Here is an 18,821-nt window from a genome sequence, read left to right as displayed (position 1 = left end):
CTTCCTCTTAATTCGCTAAATAAGGCGTGGTCATGCGATCGAGAAACAGTGTCGCCGCGAGTAAATCTGCCGCGCCGCCCGGCGACGCGTTCAGCGCCAGCATCCGCGCATCCAGTTCGGCTAACGCTTGCTGACCGGCCATTGACGCAACGCCCCCGGCTTGCAGCACCGCGCTCGCGCCCTGGCGCATCGCATCCAGCCCCTCCAGACCCGCGCGGGAAAGCACGCAGGTATCGCTGAGCGAGGTCATGATGGCCATCAGCGCATCAAGCCTGGCCTGCGCTTCGTTGCTGCCGCGCTGGCGGCTGTGCTGCAACTGCGGCAGCGCCAGCTTGATGATGTGCGGAAAGCCTTGCTGCGCCTCCTCACGTGCGCCAGGCACCCGGTAACGGTGCGTGGCACGCAGCCCTTTACTGAAGAGCTTCGGCGCTGCGTCATCCGGCAGTTGCGCCAGCTTCGCGGCCGTGGCGGCAATCGCCTGTGCCGGTGCGCTACCGCCCAACATGGCGACCGCGCTCACCAGCAGCCCCAATGCCCAGATCGCGCCGCGATGAGTATTCACGCCACCGGTGGCCGCCATCATCTGCTGCTCACCTTCCCGACCTAATCGCCCAATGGTTTGTCTGAGCGCCACATCCGCTGGCCGCCGCCAGCTTTGTTGCGCCAGCGCCTGAAACGTGGGGGTCAGGCTATGCGCGGAACGCTCCATCAGTTCGAGCGTTAAATCGTGATGCGCGCCGTTCCCCCGGCTGTCCACCAGACCGGGCTTCGGGCTTAATCGTGCTTCGTCAATCAGACACAGTGTGGCGGTTCGCGCCAACCATTCGGCACCGCCTTCAGCGTCAATCCGTGGCAGAAGTTTCATTACCAGCTCCGGAATTTCGCAGGTGGGTTGTACAGCCCGCCGGACCACTCCACCAGATCCGCTACGCTGCTGGCAGCCAGCAGTGAACGGGTGGCGTCTGTGCGGCGAATGCCCATATCTTCCGGGTAGACCACTTTGCCGCTCTGGCGAAGCTGGGCGACACGTTTGGCGTCAACGCCCAGACCGATATCGGTGATCCCCGCCACCGCCGCGACCATCGCCCGGCGCTCTTCAAGGCTTTCAGCGCGATAGAGGTAAGCAATCCCCTCTTCGGTCAGCACGTGCGTCACGTCATCGCCATAAATCATTACTGGTGCCAGCGGCATGCCGGAGGTTTTCGCCACGTCCACGGCGTCGAGTTTTTCCACAAAGGTGGGTTTCGCACCGGCCTGGAAAGTTTCCACCATCTGCACTACCAGTTTTTTACCGCGCTGCATCGGGTCAGGTTCGGTGATCATGTTCAGCCAGGCCGGTGTTGCGTGGCGGCGACCGTGCGGGTCATGGCCCATATTTGGCGCACCACCAAAGCCCGAGAGACGACCGCGCGTTACGGTCGAGGAGTTTGCCAGGCCATCGACTTGTAACGTCGAGCCGATAAACATATCGACCGCGTACTGACCCGCTAACTGGCAGAACGCGCGGTTAGAACGCATGGAGCCGTCGGAACCGGTGAAGAACACGTCCGGGCGGGCACGGATGTACTCTTCCATCCCCAACTCGCCGCCGAAGCAGTGCACACTTTCCACCCAGCCGCTTTCAATCGCCGGGATCAGCGTTGGGTGCGGGTTCAGCGTCCAGTGTTTGCAGATTTTGCCTTTCAGGCCGAGCTGCTCACCGTAGGTCGGCAGCAGCAATTCAATCGCCGCGGTGTTAAAACCGATACCGTGGTTGAGCGACTGCACCTGATGCTCGGCGTAGATGCCTTTGATCGCCATCATCGCCATCAGAATGTGTTCTTGCTTGATGAGGCGCGGGTCGCGGGTAAACAGCGGCTCGATAAAGAACGGTTTGTCGGCGACCACTACGTAGTCGATCCAGGAACCAGGGATATCAACACGCGGCAGGTCACATTCGTCATCCACCAACTCATTGACCTGGGCGATAACGATGCCGTCGCGGAAGGCGGCGGCTTCCACCAGCGCCGGGGTATCTTCCGTACTTGGGCCGGTGTAAAGGTTGCCTTTGCGGTCCGCTTTATAACCGGCAATCAGCGCCACATTCGGGCACAGATCAACGTACAGGCGGGAGTAAAGTTCGATGTAAGTATGGATCGCGCCGATTTCCAGCAGGCCATCTTCCAGCAGTTGCGAGATGCGCAGACTCTGGGTGCCGGAGAAGGAGAAATCCAGCTTGCGGGCAATGCCCTTTTCAAAAATATCCAGATGTTCGCTGCGCCCGACGCTCGGCATAATCATATGCAGGTCGTGGACTTTCTGCGGATTGACTTCGGCAAGTGTTCGCGAGAGGAAATCCGCCTGTTTTTGGTTGTTCCCCTCCAGCACCACACGGTCGCCCGGTGCAATCAGCTTTTCCAGCATGGCGACAAGGTCGCCGGTCGGCAGTACCTTGCCCTGCACGGGAATGGACGCCAGGCGGCGCTGTTTCTCGCTGCGCCGCGTGTTCCATACCTGTGCTGGCGTTTGCCCAGATAACATTATTAACCTCCTGATTCAGCTCATCATTTTGACTTGCTTAACACTGAACTCAGTGTGCGCCGTGATGAGAAAGTCATCAATTAAGGAGGCGGCTAAATCATTAGCCTGAGAGTAATAATCAAAGGAAAGTAATTGTGATGTGCGTCAATTTCGACATCGAAAGAAAGGTTTATGGCGCTGGCGGTACGAGCGTACCGCCAGCTGAGGATTAACGCTGGTTCGCCAGGCGCTGGCGAATCTGTTCAAAATGTTCGGTCTGGTAGAGCTTGCCGTCGAGGAAGCGGGTTTTCAGCTCCCCGCCTTTTTCCTGCTCCCAGCTCTGCTCATCGTGCAGTTGCAGTTCGCCTTGCGCATCGCGATCCACGCGCAATAACCCGCGCGCCGAGCGTTTCAGGCCGTTATCGGTTTTCGGCTCTTTGAAGATCATCCGCCCTTCACCGTTGACCGCGCCCCAGGTCGCTTTCATCGCAAAACCAAAGGTGTCACGGGTGTTGTACTGATAGGTAAACGAGCCGACGCCGAACACCACGTTAGAGCTGGCGAAGCCTTTGGCCTCCAGACGGCGCAGGATCTCATTGGCGCGCGCCAGGGTAATGGAGTCTCCGTAAATCAGGCCGACATGCGGATCCAGCACTTTGTAGCCCTTCTCATTGACCGTGCCGCCAAAGATTTCCCACAGCACTTCGACCGAGCCTTTCTCCTCCGGGCTACGTTCTGCCCGCGTGTCATCATCCGCGCCTGTACCACAAAGGATTTCTACCGGATCACCGCTGTCCGGACGGAACACCACGCGCCCGTCACGGCCCAGAATGATCTGTTTCAGTTCGCGGGTATATTCCGTCAATACGCGCCAGTAGTCCCAGGTATCGGAGACGATAGAGACAAATCCCTGCGGGTAGAGGTCGGCAATCAGACGGCGGAACGTTTCGATTTCGTGGTCGTGTTCGCCCATGCACATCACGCTGTGCTCGGTCGCCGGAATGCTGGCGCCAATAAAATACGCTTCCCCACCGGTATAGTGATCGCGGGCATACAGCAGTGAGGGAATGCTGTCGGTGCCTTTAAAACTCAGTAAATGCCCCGCGCCCGCCTGCGCCGTATCATGCAGGCCAGCCATGCCGCGAAACGAGAAGTCGTGGCACTGGAAATCGAGGTGCGACAAATCCGTGCAGGTCTTTGCTGCCCATTGTTCGCAAATTTTCCGGTAGTGGTGCGCAATGGTGGCATTGGTGGAGGCTTTCCACAGCTCGGCGGAAAGCACCGTTTCCAGGTAGTTCACCAGCCAGAAAAACTCCTCGCGGGTATTGGTAATGGTCAGAACCGGCACTTTCATCGGCACTTTGCTGCCTTCATCCAGCGATTTAATGTGCAGCGGCAGATAGCCCAAACGGTGCAGCGCGCGAATGTGATCGACCGCCACGGCGTCCCTGCCGAGATAGTTATCCATCACCTGCTTGTATTCGTTAACGACTTCCTCTTCCGGGCGGGCAAAAAAGCCGTCGTTGAACAGATCAACCATAAACCACTTCAGGAAACCCTGCAGACCGAAGAACACCAGCTTGCCGTCGGCCACCGGCGACTGGAAAAAGCGGTCGCTGCGCGGCGTGAAATTGGAGTAAACCTGCGTTGTCCCCTGCGGGTACTGCACGCGGTGTGAAACTTTGTAACCGTCGATAGCCAGAATCGGATTGATATTCATGATGTTGTCTCCCTCAGGCGCGAAAAATAGCGTCAATGTCGATCAGTTCAACTCGCGGATCCGCAAGCGCAGGCGAGGTGAAGGATGTGGTGGTGTAAATCGCGTCGATACCGTTATTGAGCAGGTTCTCTACCCCTTTGGAAAAGACACCGTGTGTGACATACAGGCTGACGCTGCGGGCACCGGCATCACGCAGCACCTGGGATGAACCAATAAATGTGCCGCCTGCATCGCAAAGGTCGTCAACAATCAGCACATTTTTTCCCGCCACATCACCGGCGACCAGCGCAAACCCGGTCAGGTTTCCGGTGGCGACATCACGCTCTTTAGTGAGGATCGCGTACTCTTGCGCGCCACTGGCTTTTGCCACGTTATGGATTTTCTTCAGCGCACCGGCATCCGGCGCGACCAGCATCAGCTCGCCTTTGCCAATGGCGCGACGCAGGGTTTCGCTCTGCATTAAGCAGCTTTCCTGCGCAATGGCTACGCAGTTAGTGATGGCTGCGGCAGCGGCGTCGCTGTGCGGGTCAAGTATAAAAACTTTGTTGAAATTGAGTGTGTTGAGGAAGTTGGCGAACACTTTCAGCGCGAAGCTGTCGCCGGCCACCATATGCCTGTCCTGACGCGCCCATGGCAACCACGCCAGCTCCAGATGGCTCACCGCGATATCAGCGGCGTGACGAACGGCGTCGACCAGTTGTGCCAGCAGCATAAAGTCGTTCATATCGCGCATCGCCGCAACACGCACCCGCATCTGTTGGCCGAATGAAGGAAGTTTACCGGTCACTTTGAGCCAGACGGCTCCGTCCGGAAAGACGCCATGGCTCAGTGCAACCTGCTCGTTATCAATGAATAATTCGATTCTGCTCGCCATCTTTCACCTCGACGCAATAATTAATGTCTCTTGGACACTTTTAATATTGTCTATAAGACACTTATTAGGCAAGCGTTTTTTTATGTATTCATAAATTAAACAGTTAACCATTTGAAAATTAATGAGATAAAAGTTAACTTGCCGCACCAGGGCAGGCTGATAAACTTGTGGCGTGTAAAAAGGAGTGAGTAAGCGATGATCAGTGAAGCAGAGTATCTGAAAACGTATGATGCCAGCCGTTTCCCCTCACCGCTGGTGACGGTGGATAGCGTGCTGTTTACGCTGCATCAGCAGGTGCTTTGTGTGTTATTGGTTCAGCGAGCCAGCCAGCCGCAGCAAGGACGCTGGGGATTGCCCGGTGGGTTTATCGATATGGCGCAGGATGATTCCACGCGCGCCACGGCGCTGCGCAAACTGACGGAAAAAACCGGTGTTTCCCCATCGTGGCTGGAACAGCTGGATACCTTTTCCGGCCCGCAGCGCGATCCGCGTGGCTGGAGCCTGACCATCGCCTGGTTTGCGCTGATTTCGTGGGTCTCCTGCGCGCCGCATATCGCAAGCGTTAGCGATGCGAAATGGGTGCCGGTGAGTGAGCTGGATACCATTGAACTGGCTTTTGATCATCGGGCAATTATTCAGGCGGCGCTGCACCGGCTGCGGCAGAAAACCATGTATTCGTTACTGCCGGTTTACTGTTTGCCAGAGAGCTTTACCCAGGCGCAATTGCAGGAAGCGACGGAGATAATCCTTGGTCAGCCGATTCAGCGTAAAAGTTTGATTCGCCGCTTTGAAGCCTCCGGCATGTTTGAAGAGACCGGCGAAAGCGTGGCGACCGGCGCGCGTAAAGCGCGTTTATGGCGGCGCAAACCTGGCGTCGACATACATCTGTTTTCGCGGAATTTATTGGCGGATGGGTAACGCTATCGGCACCCGCAAAAGTGCGGGTGCCACACGAGGGTCACTTGCGGTAACCGTCGGTTTTTAGCATTTTATCCAGCGTGGAGAGTTCTGTTTTTAAATCAGTTTGATCGTTTATTAACAGCTCCTGGTGCTTCTCCTGAAAGGCAAGACCTAACGTTCTTAACGCCTCCAGTTGCTCGTTAAGCGACTGTTGCTGCTGATCTTCTTTCAATTGGTTGGAGAGTGAGAGCCCTTTAGTAACAATCGTTTCAACCATCGGTAAATAACGCTCAAGAAATAACCGTCCTGGCTGTTCATCCCGTTCATCTCTCTGCATACAAAGTTCAATTAACCGCGCGGTGTTAGTAATGACGTTCAGCTCTTTTTTTAATGCGACAGGTAGATGACCGATGCCTTCCAGACGAGAAATCTGCCTACTCAACGCACTTTTTACTTCCTGCTCGCGCTGTTCTTCAAACTTAACCTGGGCTTGTTTGATTTTGAGCCGCTGCTGATTACGCACTTCAATGTACTGCGCATATTTTTTTATTAAAAAGAGGGAGACGAACATCAGGCCATACAGGATCAGGAAAAGGGGAGGTACGTTGAAAACAAAAAGTTTTTGGTAGGCCATAAACATAAGTACGCCGACGAAAAGATACCACCCATGAACATTCATGAGACTGTGTCGGCTTCGGCAAAAATGAAAAACCAGCGTTGTTATTGCCGCCCAGAAAGGCATGGCTGCCGCATCACCAAAAAATAACCATATTGTTCCAGCGATGATGCCCATAACCAGTGAGGAGCGATCGTAAATAAGCCCCCTGCATAAGATGATGAACGCAAACCAGTACAGCGTACTTAATGCACCTTTCCACTGTGCGTTCTCCAGCAAAGTGGGCTGGACGTCTGTAGGTATGGCACTAAAGAAGGAGGGAAACATCATTGCCAGAATGAAAATGAACAAATGGAAAAAAACGCGCATCCATCGGCTGTCACGTATGTGATCAAAGGGGAGGAGTAATTTCTGTAACATAACTTATTCCGTTTCTCTTACGGCTGTGCAGCCTTGCTGCTGGCAATGTCAGCCAGGCGAGTGCGCATTTCGTTTTCCATCGTAACCAGCTCTTTTTCTACTTCTGCACGACGTTGGCGCGCATCAGAGGCAATTTTCACTGACTCTTCAAGGGTGTTCAGCAGGCGTGACTGTACGTCGCGCAAAGTCTCAATATCGACAATAGAACGTTCAACTTCTCGCGCCGTTTCCAGGGTGCCGGTTTGCAACATTTCCGCATTACGACGAAGCAGGTCATTGGTGGTATCAGCAACGTCTTTTTGCAGTTTCGCTGCCTGACGCTGAGTCTGTAGCGACATCGACAGCGCTATTTGGCTCTTCCAGACAGGAATGGTGGAGAGGATGCTGCTCTGGATCTTTTCCGCCAGCGATTGGCTGTTACTTTGCATCAGACGAATTTGCGGGGCGCTCTGCATAGCAATGGTGCGCGACAGCATTAAGTCATGCAGACGACGTTCAAAACGCTGGATACCCTCCATCAGGTCGCGCAAACGCTGTGCGTTCATTGGATCAGACGCCTGAGCTTGTAATGCGGGCACTTCATTCCTCTTTATCTCCTCAAGCTTTTGCTTACCGGCAATGATATGCAGCGTGATTTGTTGGAAAACATCGCGGTTACGTTCAAAGAGGATCTCCAGTACAGAGATATTTCGCAGCAGATCCACCATTGCCTGATTGAGTTTTTCGGTGATGGTATCGACTTGCTTCGCCAGCGTCTGATACTCCAGCATGGTGCGCTCAATACGATTAAACAGCGAACCCAGCAGCGGAAGCGAGGCAAGAAAGCCCGGTTTCTGCTCAAAGTGACTGATATCTACCTGTTTGATTTTCATCAGTAAGTCAGTCAGTTGCGCACCGATAACACCCGCGTCTTTTGCGCGAACTTCTTGCATCAGCGAATCAGAGAATTGCGAAATGCTATTCATAGTTTTCGCGCCAAAAGAGAGCGAAAACACCGGGTCGTTAATATTAATCTCGTCGACAATATTTTGGATTTGCGTCTGCTCGGCTGGCGTTAAATCTTTACTACCGGGTAAGTCGTTGATGGTTTGGCCCAGGGACGGTGACGCTGCAAGGTCACGCGAGGTATTGTCTGTCATCTAATACATCCTCAATGATTTAAAAGCAGACGGCAGTAATCCAATGAAAGTAATAGATTTCTTAGAAAGTTATCGGGCCGACTGCAAAGGCATATACGGTACAACAGCAGCAAAGTATTAAACAGCCCATTTATTAACAAGTATAATAATCGTCTATTTACTTACGTTTATTGACAAGATGGCAGATATTACACCTGCAAATTTCCTTGAAAATCAGGGAGACTCGCTTAACTTTCATCCAATGCCAGGTGCGCGTAATCCGCATCTACAAACGATGCTGCCACGCATTTTACGTCGACGCCTCCAGTTTGAACCCTGGTGGCAGCGCCTTGAGCTGCCGGATGGAGACTTTGTTGATTTGGCCTGGAGCGAAGAGCCGAATCAGGCGAAACATAAACCGCGGCTGGTGGTTTTCCATGGACTGGAGGGCAGCCTGCACAGCCCATATGCGCATGGACTGGTGCATGCGGCGAAACAGCGCGGCTGGCTTGGCGTGGTGATGCATTTTCGCGGCTGTAGCGGCATCCCAAATCGTCTGAACCGCATTTATCACTCGGGCGAAACCGAAGATGGCACCTGGTTCTTGCACTGGTTACATCAGGAATTCGGGCCCGCGCCAACCGCAGCGGTGGGTTATTCGCTCGGCGGGAACATGCTCGGTTGTTTGCTGGCAAAAGCCGATGACGACTTGCCCGTCGATGCGGCGGTGATTGTCTCTGCTCCGTTGGTGCTGGAAGCCTGCAGTTATCATATGGATAAGGGATTTTCCCGGGTTTATCAGCGCTATTTGTTGAATTTGCTGAAAGCGAACGCCGCGCGCAAATCACGCGCTTATCCTGGTTCGCTGCCAACCACCTTGCCGGCGCTGCGTAAGCTGCGTCGTATTCGCGAGTTCGACGATCTGATCACCGCGAAAATCCACGGTTTTGCCGACGCGCTGGATTACTATCGCCGCTGTAGCGCGATGCCGGTTTTGCCGGATATTCGTAAACCGACGCTGATTATCCACGCGAAAGATGACCCGTTTATGGATCACAATGTGATCCCGGATGCCGGACATTTGCCGGCGAATATTGAATACCAACTGACGGAACACGGCGGCCATGTCGGGTTTGTTGGCGGAACCTTGCGCCACCCGGAAATGTGGCTGGAAAAGCGTATTCCAGATTGGTTATCCGCTTACCTGGAAAGACGATGATTATTCCTTGGCAAGAGATTGATGTGCAGACGCTGGACAATCTGATTGAGAGCTTTGTCTTGCGCGAAGGCACTGATTATGGTGAACATGAGCGTTCACTTGAGCAAAAGGTCGCCGACGTTAAACGGCAGCTGCAACGCGGCGAAGCCGTACTGGTGTGGTCGGAACTGCACGAGACGGTCAATATCATGCCGCGCGGGCAGTTCCACGACTGAACAGGTACATGGCGGCTGGCTATACTGAAATAATCGTTTATTCAGGGAGTTGCTATGTCCGCCAAACATCCGGTTATCGCCGTTACAGGCTCCAGCGGCGCGGGAACCACCACCACCAGCCTCGCCTTTCGTAAGATCTTCGCCCAGCTCAATATGCACGCGGCAGAAGTGGAAGGGGACAGCTTCCATCGCTATACCCGCCCGGAAATGGATATGGCTATCCGTAAGGCCCGCGATCTTGGGCGGCATATCAGCTATTTTGGCCCGGAAGCCAATGATTTTGGCCTGCTGGAACAGACGTTTATCGAATATGGCCAAACCGGCAAAGGCCAGGCGCGCAAATACCTGCATACCTACGATGAAGCCGTTCCCTGGAACCAGGTACCGGGCACGTTTACGCCGTGGCAACCGCTGCCGGAACCGACCGATGTGCTGTTTTATGAAGGTCTGCACGGCGGCGTGGTGACGCCGCAAAACGATGTCGCGCGTCATGTGGATTTGCTGGTGGGCGTGGTGCCGATCGTCAATCTGGAATGGATTCAAAAACTTGTCCGCGATACCAGCGAGCGCGGGCATTCGCGGGAAGCGGTAATGGATTCTGTCGTGCGTTCGATGGAGGATTACATCAATTTTATTACGCCGCAGTTTTCCCGTACGCACATTAACTTCCAGCGCGTGCCAACGGTGGATACGTCCAATCCGTTTGCCGCGAAAGGCATTCCCTCACTAGACGAGAGTTTTGTGGTGATCCATTTCCGCAATCTGGAAGGGATTGATTACCCGTGGTTGCTGGCAATGCTGCAAGGCTCGTTTATCTCGCATATGGATACGCTGGTGGTGCCTGGCGGAAAAATGGGGCTGGCGATGGAGTTGATTATGACACCGCTGGTGCAACGGCTGATGGAAGGTAAAAAGATCAAATAATGCAGAAAGCCCGGTGGTGTGCTGCTTACCGGGCTTTTCACATCAGGCTTCGATAACTTCGTAAGAGTGGGTGATGTTCACCGCTTTTTCGAGCATCAAGGCCACGGAGCAATACTTCTCCGCGGATAAATCCACCGCGCGGGAAACCGCAGCATCCTTCAGATCTTTACCGGTGACGATAAAGTGCAAATTGATGTGGGTAAACAGGCGCGGCGCTTCTTCACGGCGCTCTGAGGTCAGCTTCACTTCGCAGTCAGTCACGTCATGACGCCCTTTTTGTAAAATAGAAACCACATCAATGGCGCTGCATCCGCCCGCCGCCATCAGCACCATTTCCATCGGGCTTGGCGCTTTGTCGCCGGAGTTGCCGTCCATCAGGATTTGGTGGCCCGATGCGGACTCACCGATGAACGTTAACCCTTCAACCCATTTCACACGTGCCTGCATTTTCTTCACTCCGGAGTGGCAATTTTCTTTACAGATTACGCGTACATAACAAAACTCGCAACGGAAGGCGACCTGCGTCATGCTGAAGCGAGACACCAGGAGACAGGCGGTAAAAGCTATGCTAAAACACTCTGGATGCTACAGAGATAAATGGATGTTACGCATGTATGCATGACATCATACTTTAGAGACCGCAGATGACGCTGACGGTCCACTTCCCTGGATGCGGGAAGCTTAGATTGCAACCCCAGACGTAGGGGCTCATCCTGTGTCTGAGACAGCTTATAACAGAGGATAATCGCGCATGGTGCTTGGCAAACCACAAACAGACCCGACGCTTGAATGGTTCTTGTCTCATTGCCACATTCATAAGTACCCGTCGAAGAGCACGCTGATTCACCAGGGTGAAAAAGCGGAAACGCTGTACTACATCGTTAAAGGCTCAGTGGCAGTGCTGATCAAGGACGAAGAGGGTAAAGAGATGATCCTCTCCTACCTGAACCAGGGAGATTTTATCGGTGAACTGGGCCTGTTCGAAGAGGGTCAGGAGCGCAGTGCATGGGTACGCGCTAAAACTGCTTGTGAAGTGGCTGAAATCTCGTACAAAAAATTCCGTCAGTTAATCCAGGTTAACCCGGATATCCTGATGCGTCTTTCCTCGCAAATGGCGCGTCGCCTGCAGGTCACTTCAGAAAAAGTGGGTAACCTCGCCTTCCTCGATGTAACCGGCCGTATCGCGCAAACGCTGTTAAACCTGGCGAAACAGCCAGATGCAATGACCCATCCGGACGGCATGCAAATTAAAATTACTCGCCAGGAAATTGGTCAGATCGTCGGTTGTTCCCGTGAAACAGTGGGCCGCATTCTCAAAATGCTCGAAGATCAGAACCTGATTTCCGCCCACGGTAAAACCATCGTCGTATACGGAACGCGTTAATCTGTAAAACGGCGCAGCTTACGCGCTGCGTCGTTTTTCTTCCCTCATGTGGCGCAGGCTGATTTATCACCCCGAAATCAACTACGCACTGCGACAAACGCTGGTGTTATGTTTACCTGTGGCCATTGGTCTGGTTACTGGTCATCTGCAACAAGGTCTGCTGTTTTCCCTCGTTCCCGCCTGCTGCAACATTGCCGGGCTTGATACGCCACATAAACGTTTTTTCAAACGCCTGATCATTGGCGGAACGCTGTTTGCAGGCAGCAGCCTGGCGGTGCAGCTATTGCTGGCGAGAGATCTTCCATTGCCGCTGATCCTCACCGGGCTGACGCTGGTTTTAGGCGTAACCGCCGAAATCAGTGCGCTGCACGGTCGCCTGCTCCCGGCTTCGCTCATTGCCGCCATCTTTACGCTCAGCCTCGCCGGTAACATGCCGGTATGGGAGCCGATACTTATCTATGCGCTGGGCACGCTGTGGTACGGATTGTTCAACTGGTTCTGGTTCTGGATGTGGCGCGAGCAACCGCTGCGCGAATCGCTCAGCCTGCTCTACCGACAACTGGCAGACTACTGCGAGGCGAAATACAGCTTGCTGACGCAGCATGCCGACCCGGAAAAAGCGCTGCCGCCGTTGCTTGCCCGCCAGCAGAAAGCGGTGGATATGATAAGCCAGTGCTATCAACAACTGCATATGCTGGCTGCCAATAAACACAACGATTACAAACGGCTACTACGGGTTTTCCAGGTAGGGATTGATTTGCAAGAGCACATTTCGGTGAGTTTGCACCAGCCGGAAGAAGTGCAAAAACTGGTGGAACAAACCCACGCCGAACAGGTGATCCGCTGGAACGCGCAAACTGTCGCCGCTCGCCTGCGCGTGCTGGCAGATGACATTCTCTATCACCGCTATCCCACGCGCTTCAACATGGATAAGCAGATTGGCGCGCTGGAAAAAATCGCCCGCCAGCACCCGGATAACCCGGTCGGGCAGTTCTGCGCCTGGCATTTTAGCCGTATCGCGCGCGTCTTGCGCACTCAGCGCCCGCTCTATGCCCGCGATCTGATGGCGGAAAAGCAGCGTCGCTTGCCCCTTTTCCAGGCGCTAAAAAGCTATTTATCACTGAAATCTGCGGCGCTGCGTAATGCCGCGCGAATCAGCGTCATGCTCAGTATCGCCAGCCTGATGGGCAGCGCCCTGCATTTACCAAAACCCTACTGGATCATGATGACGGTGATGTTTGTCACGCAAAACGGTTATGGCGCAACGCGCGTTCGCATTGTCCACCGGGCGGCGGGCACCATTGCGGGGCTGGTGATTGCCGGGGCGACGTTGCACTTTCATGTTCCACTCGGTTTTACGCTGGCCGCGATGCTGATGATTACGCTGGTCAGTTATCTCATTATTCGGAAAAACTACGGCTGGGCGATGGTGGGTTTTACCATTACCGCCGTCTACACCTTGCAGTTGCTGACGCTCAATGGTGAGGAGTTTATTGTCGCTCGCCTTATCGACACGTTGATTGGTTGCCTGATTGCTTTCGGCGGCATGGTCTGGCTGTGGCCGCAGTGGCAAAGTGGCTTGCTGCGGCAGAATGCGCACGATGCGCTGGAAACAGATCAGGAAGCGATTCGCCTGATCTTAAGCGATAACCCGCAGCCCACTCCGCTTGCCTGGCAGCGCATGCGCGTAAACCAGGCGCATAACGCTTTGTTTAACTCGCTAAACCAGGCGATGCAGGAACCGGGCTTCAATACGCGTTATCTGGAAGATATGAAACTGTGGGTAACGCACAGCCAGTTTATCGTTGAGCATATTAATGCAATGACGACGCTGGCACGTGAACATACGATGTTGACGCCGGAGCTGGCGCAACGTTATTTGCAATCCTGCGAAATTGCCCTGCAGCGCTGCCAGCAGCGGCTGGAGTATGACGGGCCGGGAGGATCCGGCGATGTGAATATTCTCGAAGCCCCGGAAGCATTAACGCACGGGCCAATGAGTACGCTGGAGCAGCATTTACAGCGGATTATCGGGCATCTGAGCACCATGCACACCATTTCGTCGGTAGCATGGCGTCAGCGCCCGCATCACGGCATTTGGTTAAACCGCCGCCTTAACCGTTGATCACTTTCGCCACCGCATTCGCGAAGCGCTTCATCCCTTCTTCGATATCCTGCGCGTCAATAATCAGCGAAGGCACAAAACGCATGACGTCCGGGCCAGCATTCAACACCATGACGCCCGCATCGGCAGCGGCGTAGAGGAAGTCGCGCGCGCGGCCTTTATATTGCGGATTCAGCTCAGCACCAATCAGCAGCCCCATGCCACGAATATCGCTAAACAGGTCAAACTTCTCGCCAATTTGCTGCAGATGTTTAACGAACAACTGACGTTTTTCATTCACGCCGCTGAGCACTTCCGCCGTATTGATAATGTCGAATGCGGTTCCTGCGACGGCGCAGGCCAGCGGGTTGCCACCGTAAGTAGAGCCGTGTGAACCGGCGTGGAAGACACTGGCAATTTCATGTGTAGTCAGCATCGCGCTGATAGGGAAACCGCCGCCGAGCGCTTTGGCGCTGGTCAGAATATCCGGCGTCACACCATAGTGCATGTAAGCAAACAACTCTCCGCTGCGGCCCATGCCGCACTGCACTTCGTCGAACACCAGCAGAGCGTTGTGCTGATCGCACAGCTCGCGCAAACCTTTCAGGAAATCCGGTGTGGCGGCAGTAACGCCGCCTTCGCCCTGAATAGGCTCTACCACTACCGCGCAGGTGTGATCGTCCATCACCGCTTTAACCGCATGCAGATCGTTAAACGGCACATGGATAATGTCCGCCGGTTTCGGGCCAAAGCCATCGGAATACTTCGGCTGGCCGCCCACGCTTACGGTAAACAGCGAACGGCCGTGGAAGGCATTATGAAACGCGATGATTTTTGTTTTGTATGGACTGTGACGCGTAGATGCATAAAAACGCGCCAGCTTGAATGCTGTTTCGTTAGCTTCAGTGCCGGAGTTCATAAACACCACACGCTCGGCAAACGTGGCGTCAATGAGTTTACGCGCCAGGCGCAGAGCAGGCTCGTTGGTAAAAACATTGCTGGTGTGCCACAGCGTTTCGCCCTGCGTTTTCAGCGTCTCCACCAGCGCCGGATGGCAGTGCCCTAACGCAGTAACCGCAATTCCACCTGCAAAATCAACGTACTCTTTACCCTGCTGATCCCACACCCTGCTGCCTTTACCCTTTACCGGGATAAACTCGGCCGGTGCGTAAATTGGCAGAATAACGTCATCGAAGTTTGCACGCGTTACCGCGTCTTGCTGAGTTGCCATGGCTTGCCCATCCAGTTTTACGTTGCATTGATTATGAAAATATAATCACGAAATATGCATAAAAAATCAGTTAATGGCAACCACAAATCAGCATTCGAGGAAGTTTTTCAATAACTGATGTCCCTGCTCGCTCAGGATACTTTCCGGGTGAAATTGCACCCCTTCCAGATCCCACTCCAGGTGGCGAATGCCCATGATCTCGCCGCTATCACTCCAGGCGGTAATCTCAAAGCATGCCGGTAATGTAGGCGGATCGATAACCAGGGAATGGTAACGGGTGACGGTTAACGGATTATTAAGCCCGCTAAATACGCCAGTGCCGTTGTGGGTGACAGGCGATGTCTTACCGTGCATCACTTTTGCCGCACGAACGATAGTCGCGCCAAAGACCTGCGCAATCGCCTGATGACCAAGACAAACGCCAAGAATCGGCAATTTCCCCGCGTAATGGCGGATAACCGCCAGCGAAACGCCGGACTCATCCGGCGTACAGGGACCGGGCGAAATCACGATCTTTTCCGGTGCCAGCGCAGCAATATCGGCAAGCGCGATCTCATCGTTACGCCGCACCTCTACGCTTGCCCCCAGTTCACAAAAATATTGATACAGGTTCCAGGTAAAGGAGTCGTAATTGTCGATAAGCAGGATCATAGCGGCCTCTGGTGTCGGAAACCGCGCTAGTTTACTCGCTTTCGACCGCTTCGCTCACCACTTTGCTGAAGATGGTGCAAAGCGGCGCTAAGTCGCCCATTGCGCCTGCCTGGTTTGCCTCGCGCCACTCATCAGGATCGATGCCACGCCAGTCGAGCGAAAAACCCGCGTGCAGCGCCAGTTGTTCAAAGAATATGCGCTGAGCGATACCGTTGCCAAGGCGAAACGGGTGCAGCACGTTGATTTCACAGTAGTAGTGCGCCAGCCGCTCAATAAACGCCGCTCTTTCCAGCCCGCACAGCCACTCTTCATCTTCCAGTTGCTGCATCAGTGCATTGCCCTCTTTCTCGATATACTCGAAGTGGCAAAACCGGGTATCGCCTTCGTAAATATCCACTTCACGGATCTGCCCGGCCCAGTCGAACACATCCTGATAAAGATGGTGGTGAATGGCGCATAAATGAGGAAGACCGCGCACCATCGGGCCAAGATCCAGTGTGGCGGCGCGTAAGGCGGTGAACTGATAAGCCGCCTGCTCCAGTTTCTGCGCCTGGCGAAGCCCCAGCTCATTGCGCATCACATTCAGGCCAGGATAGAGATACGGATCGCGCCCGTCGCCGAATTTATCGCTCATAGTGCCTCCGCAGTTCTTCAAGGCGCGCATCGGCTTCCGCGCGACTTAGCGTCACCAGTTCGCTGTCGACATTTTCCAGCCGTCGGCTGGCCTGAAAATTGGCATTGCGCTGCTGTTCCCAGAGACGGGATTTTTGCCGGTCGGTGAGTTTTTTGGCCATAGCGCCTCCCTGTTTCACATGTCGGTGCCCAAATTATAAGCAGAAATGACAGGTTACGCAGGGAAGCTCAGGAAGCACGGGGTGAATACCCCGTGCGGGGGAAGTTTACGGCAGCACTTTCGCGGAGAGAATAACGACCGGTTTTGACGGAACATTCTGGTAAGGCCCGACATCGTGCGTCGGTACCTGGGAAATTTTGTCGGCGACATCCATGCCCTTCACCACTTTACCAAACACCGCATAACCAAAGTCGCGCTGGCCATGATCGAGGAAAGCGTTGTCAGCCACGTTGATAAAGAACTGGCTGGTTGCGCTATCTTTATCGGCAGTGCGCGCCATCGAAATGGTGCCACGCGTGTTACGCAAGCCATTGTCAGCCTCGTTTTTAATAGGCGGGTTAGGCTGCTTTTGCTGCATCTGTTCGTTGAAACCACCGCCCTGCACCATAAATCCCGGGATCACACGATGAAACGTGGTGTTGTTATAGAAACCGTTATTTACGTAATCAAGGAAGTTTTTCACCGACACAGGGGCTTTCTGGTTGTTCAGCTCCAGTTCAATGTTACCGGCGGAAGTGGTGAGCAGAACATGAGGATCGCCTTTTGCCGCCAGCGCAGCAGAAGAGAAAGCAGAAAGGGCAAACACAGCCGCAACAGCCGCCAGAGTCGATTTAACCATAAGGTTTCCTTAACGAAGAGCAGTAAAGAAAGCGAGTGGCTTGATTCTAAAGAGCAGTCAGCCAGCAGGCCAGCCTTTTACTTAATTTTACGTATTTAGTAACAGATGTAACGCCAGACCGCTCACAACCCGCTTCACGAAGGCTACATACCTGAACGATAACGGCTAAAAAGCACCGCTTCACCACCGTTATCCATCTGAATCCAGCTTTGCGCAGGTTGCGTGCTGGCAATGATCCGCCCTTGTCGAATCGACCAGCGTACCGGCGACTGGCAGCGCACCGCATCAAAACCGCTTTCAACGGGCAAAATGACCATGTTCGCCGGGTAACCCGTTTCAATCCCGTATTGCGTTAAACCAAACGTTCTGGCGCTGTTATGCGTGATAAGACGCAACCCATCATTAATTTGCTGGTAGCCCATTAGCTGACAAACGTGCAGCCCCATATGCAGCACCTGCAACATATTGCCGGTGCCAAGCGGATACCAGGGATCAAACACATCGTCATGGCCAAAGCAGACATTTATTCCCGCCGCCAGGAGCTCTTTCACCCGCGTAATTCCCCGGCGCTTTGGATAATCGTCAAAGCGCCCCTGCAAGTGAATGTTTACCAGCGGGTTAGCGACAAAGTTAATGCCGGAAAGCTTTAACAGACGGAACAGCCGCGAGGTGTATGCGCCATTGTAAGAGTGCATCGCCGTGGTATGGCTGGCGGTGACGCGCGGGCCCATGCCCATCTTCAGCGCCAGCGCGGCAACGGTTTCGACAAATCGCGACTGCTCGTCGTCAATTTCATCACAGTGAATATCCAACGGGCGGTCATATTTTTGCGCCAGTGCGAACGCAATGTGCAGCGATTCAACACCATATTCGCGGGTAAATTCAAAGTGCGGGATCGCGCCAACCACATCCGCGCCAAGCTGGAGCGCCTCTTCCAGCAATGCAGCGCCGTTGGGATAGGAGAGAATTCCTTCCTGCGGGAAAGCAACGACTTGCAGATCAATCCACGGCGCGACCTCGACTTTTACTTCCAGCATGGCTTTCAGCGCTGTCAGGCTGGGATCGGAAACATCAACATGGGTCCGCACATGCTGCACGCCGTTGGCCATTTGCCACTTCAATGTTTGCCAGGCGCGCGCTTTGACATCCTGGTGGCTCAGCAGCGCTTTGCGTTCCGCCCAGCGCTCAATGCCTTCAAACAGCGTGCCGGATTGATTCCAGTTCGGCTCTCCGGCAGTTTGCGTGGTATCCAGGTGAATATGCGGTTCGACAAACGGCGGTAGCGCCAGCCCACCGTGCGCATTCAGCACTTCCAGGCTATCGCTGTGTGTTTCATTCATCGGAGTGATTTCACCGAAGCGACCATTCTCAATCGCGATTTGCCATAACCCTTCGCGATCGGGTAAATGCACATTCTGAACTAACCAAATCGGTGCTGCCGACATAGTGTGACTCCCTCTGTTTCCCTCCGATA

The 18,821-nt window shown here is 54.1% G+C and carries 19 protein-coding genes; 6 read left to right on the top strand and 13 right to left on the bottom strand.

All coding sequences use genetic code 11. The annotated features are described in order from the left end of the window. Positions 1–7: 7 nt before the first annotated feature. The 4 genes from O3S68_RS18615 to prs all read right to left on the bottom strand — a co-directional run bounded on the left by O3S68_RS18615 (position 8) and on the right by prs (position 5,093). Entirely contained in the window at positions 8–865 is an 858-nt protein-coding gene (locus tag O3S68_RS18615; protein ID WP_269232188.1) for a triphosphoribosyl-dephospho-CoA synthase, read from the bottom strand. Next, on the bottom strand, positions 865–2,520 hold the full coding sequence (gene mdcA, locus O3S68_RS18610) for a malonate decarboxylase subunit alpha (protein ID WP_045507892.1): 1,656 nt from the start codon (positions 2,518–2,520) through the stop codon (positions 865–867). The genes O3S68_RS18615 and mdcA overlap by 1 nt, the downstream gene beginning before the upstream one ends. Before the next feature lie 208 nt (positions 2,521–2,728). Then, positions 2,729–4,219: a nicotinate phosphoribosyltransferase gene (locus tag O3S68_RS18605; protein ID WP_269232187.1), complete on the bottom strand. Its 1,491-nt coding sequence runs from the start codon at positions 4,217–4,219 to the stop codon at positions 2,729–2,731. A 13-nt stretch (positions 4,220–4,232) separates the two neighbouring features. After that, positions 4,233–5,093 carry a ribose-phosphate diphosphokinase gene (gene prs, locus O3S68_RS18600; RefSeq protein WP_269232186.1) on the bottom strand — a complete coding sequence of 287 codons (861 nt, stop codon included), beginning with the start codon at positions 5,091–5,093 and terminating at the stop codon, positions 4,233–4,235. A gap of 195 nt (positions 5,094–5,288) precedes the next feature. On the opposite strand from prs, the gene O3S68_RS18595 reads away from it, so the two are divergent. Further along, entirely contained in the window at positions 5,289–6,011 is a 723-nt protein-coding gene (locus O3S68_RS18595; protein ID WP_020455517.1) for an NUDIX hydrolase, read from the top strand. Positions 6,012–6,051: 40 nt separating this feature from the next. Here the strand turns inward: O3S68_RS18595 and O3S68_RS18590 are convergent, their stop codons facing one another. Together O3S68_RS18590 and O3S68_RS18585 are read right to left on the bottom strand one after the other, a co-directional pair. After that, entirely contained in the window at positions 6,052–7,029 is a 978-nt protein-coding gene (locus O3S68_RS18590; protein ID WP_020455518.1) for a hypothetical protein, read from the bottom strand. Between the two features lie 17 nt (positions 7,030–7,046). Further along, positions 7,047–8,168 (bottom strand): toxic anion resistance protein, encoded by a 1,122-nt coding sequence (locus O3S68_RS18585; protein WP_269232185.1) that lies wholly within the window; start codon positions 8,166–8,168, stop codon positions 7,047–7,049. A gap of 178 nt (positions 8,169–8,346) precedes the next feature. Between O3S68_RS18585 and O3S68_RS18580 the strand changes: the two genes are divergently transcribed. From O3S68_RS18580 to O3S68_RS18570, 3 genes are read left to right on the top strand one after another with little or no spacing between them, the layout of a single operon-like run. After that, a complete protein-coding gene (locus O3S68_RS18580) occupies positions 8,347–9,366 on the top strand; it encodes a hydrolase (RefSeq protein ID WP_269232184.1) in 1,020 nt (339 codons plus the stop codon). Next, positions 9,363–9,581, top strand: a complete 219-nt coding sequence (locus O3S68_RS18575; RefSeq protein WP_269232183.1) for a YheU family protein — start codon at positions 9,363–9,365, stop codon at positions 9,579–9,581. Before O3S68_RS18580 ends, O3S68_RS18575 begins: the two co-directional genes overlap by 4 nt. 54 nt (positions 9,582–9,635) lie before the next feature. Beyond that, complete coding sequence (locus O3S68_RS18570) at positions 9,636–10,505, top strand: phosphoribulokinase (protein ID WP_020455521.1); 870 nt, start codon at positions 9,636–9,638, stop codon at positions 10,503–10,505. Positions 10,506–10,547: 42 nt separating this feature from the next. On the opposite strand, the gene O3S68_RS18565 is transcribed toward O3S68_RS18570, so the two are convergent. Beyond that, on the bottom strand, positions 10,548–10,952 hold the full coding sequence (locus O3S68_RS18565) for an OsmC family protein (protein WP_020455522.1): 405 nt from the start codon (positions 10,950–10,952) through the stop codon (positions 10,548–10,550). A 304-nt stretch (positions 10,953–11,256) separates the two neighbouring features. Here O3S68_RS18565 and crp point away from each other — a divergent pair, with 304 nt between their 5' ends. Beyond that, positions 11,257–11,889, top strand: coding sequence for a cAMP-activated global transcriptional regulator CRP (gene crp, locus O3S68_RS18560; protein WP_000242758.1), 633 nt, complete (start codon positions 11,257–11,259; stop codon positions 11,887–11,889). A gap of 46 nt (positions 11,890–11,935) precedes the next feature. After that, positions 11,936–14,014, top strand: a complete 2,079-nt coding sequence (locus O3S68_RS18555) for a YccS/YhfK family putative transporter (RefSeq protein WP_269232182.1) — start codon at positions 11,936–11,938, stop codon at positions 14,012–14,014. Here O3S68_RS18555 and argD read toward each other — a convergent pair. The 6 genes from argD to O3S68_RS18525 all read right to left on the bottom strand — a co-directional run bounded on the left by argD (position 14,004) and on the right by O3S68_RS18525 (position 18,792). Then, positions 14,004–15,224: a bifunctional acetylornithine/succinyldiaminopimelate transaminase gene (gene argD, locus O3S68_RS18550; RefSeq protein WP_269232181.1), complete on the bottom strand. Its 1,221-nt coding sequence runs from the start codon at positions 15,222–15,224 to the stop codon at positions 14,004–14,006. The two genes, O3S68_RS18555 and argD, sit on opposite strands and share 11 nt — an antisense overlap. Positions 15,225–15,311: 87 nt before the next feature. Then, positions 15,312–15,875 carry an aminodeoxychorismate synthase component 2 gene (pabA, locus tag O3S68_RS18545; protein WP_269232180.1) on the bottom strand — a complete coding sequence of 188 codons (564 nt, stop codon included), beginning with the start codon at positions 15,873–15,875 and terminating at the stop codon, positions 15,312–15,314. A gap of 31 nt (positions 15,876–15,906) precedes the next feature. Next, positions 15,907–16,509 carry a putative adenosine monophosphate-protein transferase Fic gene (locus O3S68_RS18540; RefSeq protein WP_269232179.1) on the bottom strand — a complete coding sequence of 201 codons (603 nt, stop codon included), beginning with the start codon at positions 16,507–16,509 and terminating at the stop codon, positions 15,907–15,909. After that, positions 16,499–16,669, bottom strand: coding sequence for a YhfG family protein (locus tag O3S68_RS18535; protein WP_269232178.1), 171 nt, complete (start codon positions 16,667–16,669; stop codon positions 16,499–16,501). Before O3S68_RS18535 ends, O3S68_RS18540 begins: the two co-directional genes overlap by 11 nt. Before the next feature lie 105 nt (positions 16,670–16,774). Further along, on the bottom strand, positions 16,775–17,347 hold the full coding sequence (ppiA, locus tag O3S68_RS18530) for a peptidylprolyl isomerase A (protein ID WP_017459864.1): 573 nt from the start codon (positions 17,345–17,347) through the stop codon (positions 16,775–16,777). A 143-nt stretch (positions 17,348–17,490) separates the two neighbouring features. After that, positions 17,491–18,792, bottom strand: coding sequence for a cytosine deaminase (locus O3S68_RS18525; RefSeq protein WP_269232177.1), 1,302 nt, complete (start codon positions 18,790–18,792; stop codon positions 17,491–17,493). Between the last annotated feature and the right edge of the window lie 29 nt (positions 18,793–18,821).

Source organism: Kosakonia sp. SOY2 (assembly GCF_027109175.1).
Classification (GTDB): domain Bacteria; phylum Pseudomonadota; class Gammaproteobacteria; order Enterobacterales; family Enterobacteriaceae; genus Kosakonia.
This window is presented reverse-complemented; position numbering and strand designations above follow the sequence as displayed.

Excerpts from the sequence above, each read along its gene's own strand:
- O3S68_RS18575 (WP_269232183.1), top strand. The coding sequence starts at position 9,363 with ATGATTATTCCTTGGCAAGAGATTGATGTGCAGACGCTGGACAATCTG.
- O3S68_RS18535 (WP_269232178.1), bottom strand. The coding sequence starts at position 16,669 with ATGGCCAAAAAACTCACCGACCGGCAAAAATCCCGTCTCTGGGAACAG.
- prs (WP_269232186.1), bottom strand. The coding sequence starts at position 5,093 with ATGGCGAGCAGAATCGAATTATTCATTGATAACGAGCAGGTTGCACTG.
- O3S68_RS18615 (WP_269232188.1), bottom strand. The coding sequence starts at position 865 with ATGAAACTTCTGCCACGGATTGACGCTGAAGGCGGTGCCGAATGGTTG.
- ppiA (WP_017459864.1), bottom strand. The coding sequence starts at position 17,347 with ATGGTTAAATCGACTCTGGCGGCTGTTGCGGCTGTGTTTGCCCTTTCT.
- argD (WP_269232181.1), bottom strand. The coding sequence starts at position 15,224 with ATGGCAACTCAGCAAGACGCGGTAACGCGTGCAAACTTCGATGACGTT.
- O3S68_RS18590 (WP_020455518.1), bottom strand. The coding sequence starts at position 7,029 with ATGTTACAGAAATTACTCCTCCCCTTTGATCACATACGTGACAGCCGA.
- O3S68_RS18540 (WP_269232179.1), bottom strand. The coding sequence starts at position 16,509 with ATGAGCGATAAATTCGGCGACGGGCGCGATCCGTATCTCTATCCTGGC.
- O3S68_RS18565 (WP_020455522.1), bottom strand. The coding sequence starts at position 10,952 with ATGCAGGCACGTGTGAAATGGGTTGAAGGGTTAACGTTCATCGGTGAG.
- mdcA (WP_045507892.1), bottom strand. The coding sequence starts at position 2,520 with ATGTTATCTGGGCAAACGCCAGCACAGGTATGGAACACGCGGCGCAGC.
- O3S68_RS18605 (WP_269232187.1), bottom strand. The coding sequence starts at position 4,219 with ATGAATATCAATCCGATTCTGGCTATCGACGGTTACAAAGTTTCACAC.
- pabA (WP_269232180.1), bottom strand. The coding sequence starts at position 15,875 with ATGATCCTGCTTATCGACAATTACGACTCCTTTACCTGGAACCTGTAT.
- O3S68_RS18555 (WP_269232182.1), top strand. The coding sequence starts at position 11,936 with ATGTGGCGCAGGCTGATTTATCACCCCGAAATCAACTACGCACTGCGA.
- crp (WP_000242758.1), top strand. The coding sequence starts at position 11,257 with ATGGTGCTTGGCAAACCACAAACAGACCCGACGCTTGAATGGTTCTTG.
- O3S68_RS18525 (WP_269232177.1), bottom strand. The coding sequence starts at position 18,792 with ATGTCGGCAGCACCGATTTGGTTAGTTCAGAATGTGCATTTACCCGAT.
- O3S68_RS18585 (WP_269232185.1), bottom strand. The coding sequence starts at position 8,168 with ATGACAGACAATACCTCGCGTGACCTTGCAGCGTCACCGTCCCTGGGC.
- O3S68_RS18580 (WP_269232184.1), top strand. The coding sequence starts at position 8,347 with ATGGCAGATATTACACCTGCAAATTTCCTTGAAAATCAGGGAGACTCG.
- O3S68_RS18595 (WP_020455517.1), top strand. The coding sequence starts at position 5,289 with ATGATCAGTGAAGCAGAGTATCTGAAAACGTATGATGCCAGCCGTTTC.
- O3S68_RS18570 (WP_020455521.1), top strand. The coding sequence starts at position 9,636 with ATGTCCGCCAAACATCCGGTTATCGCCGTTACAGGCTCCAGCGGCGCG.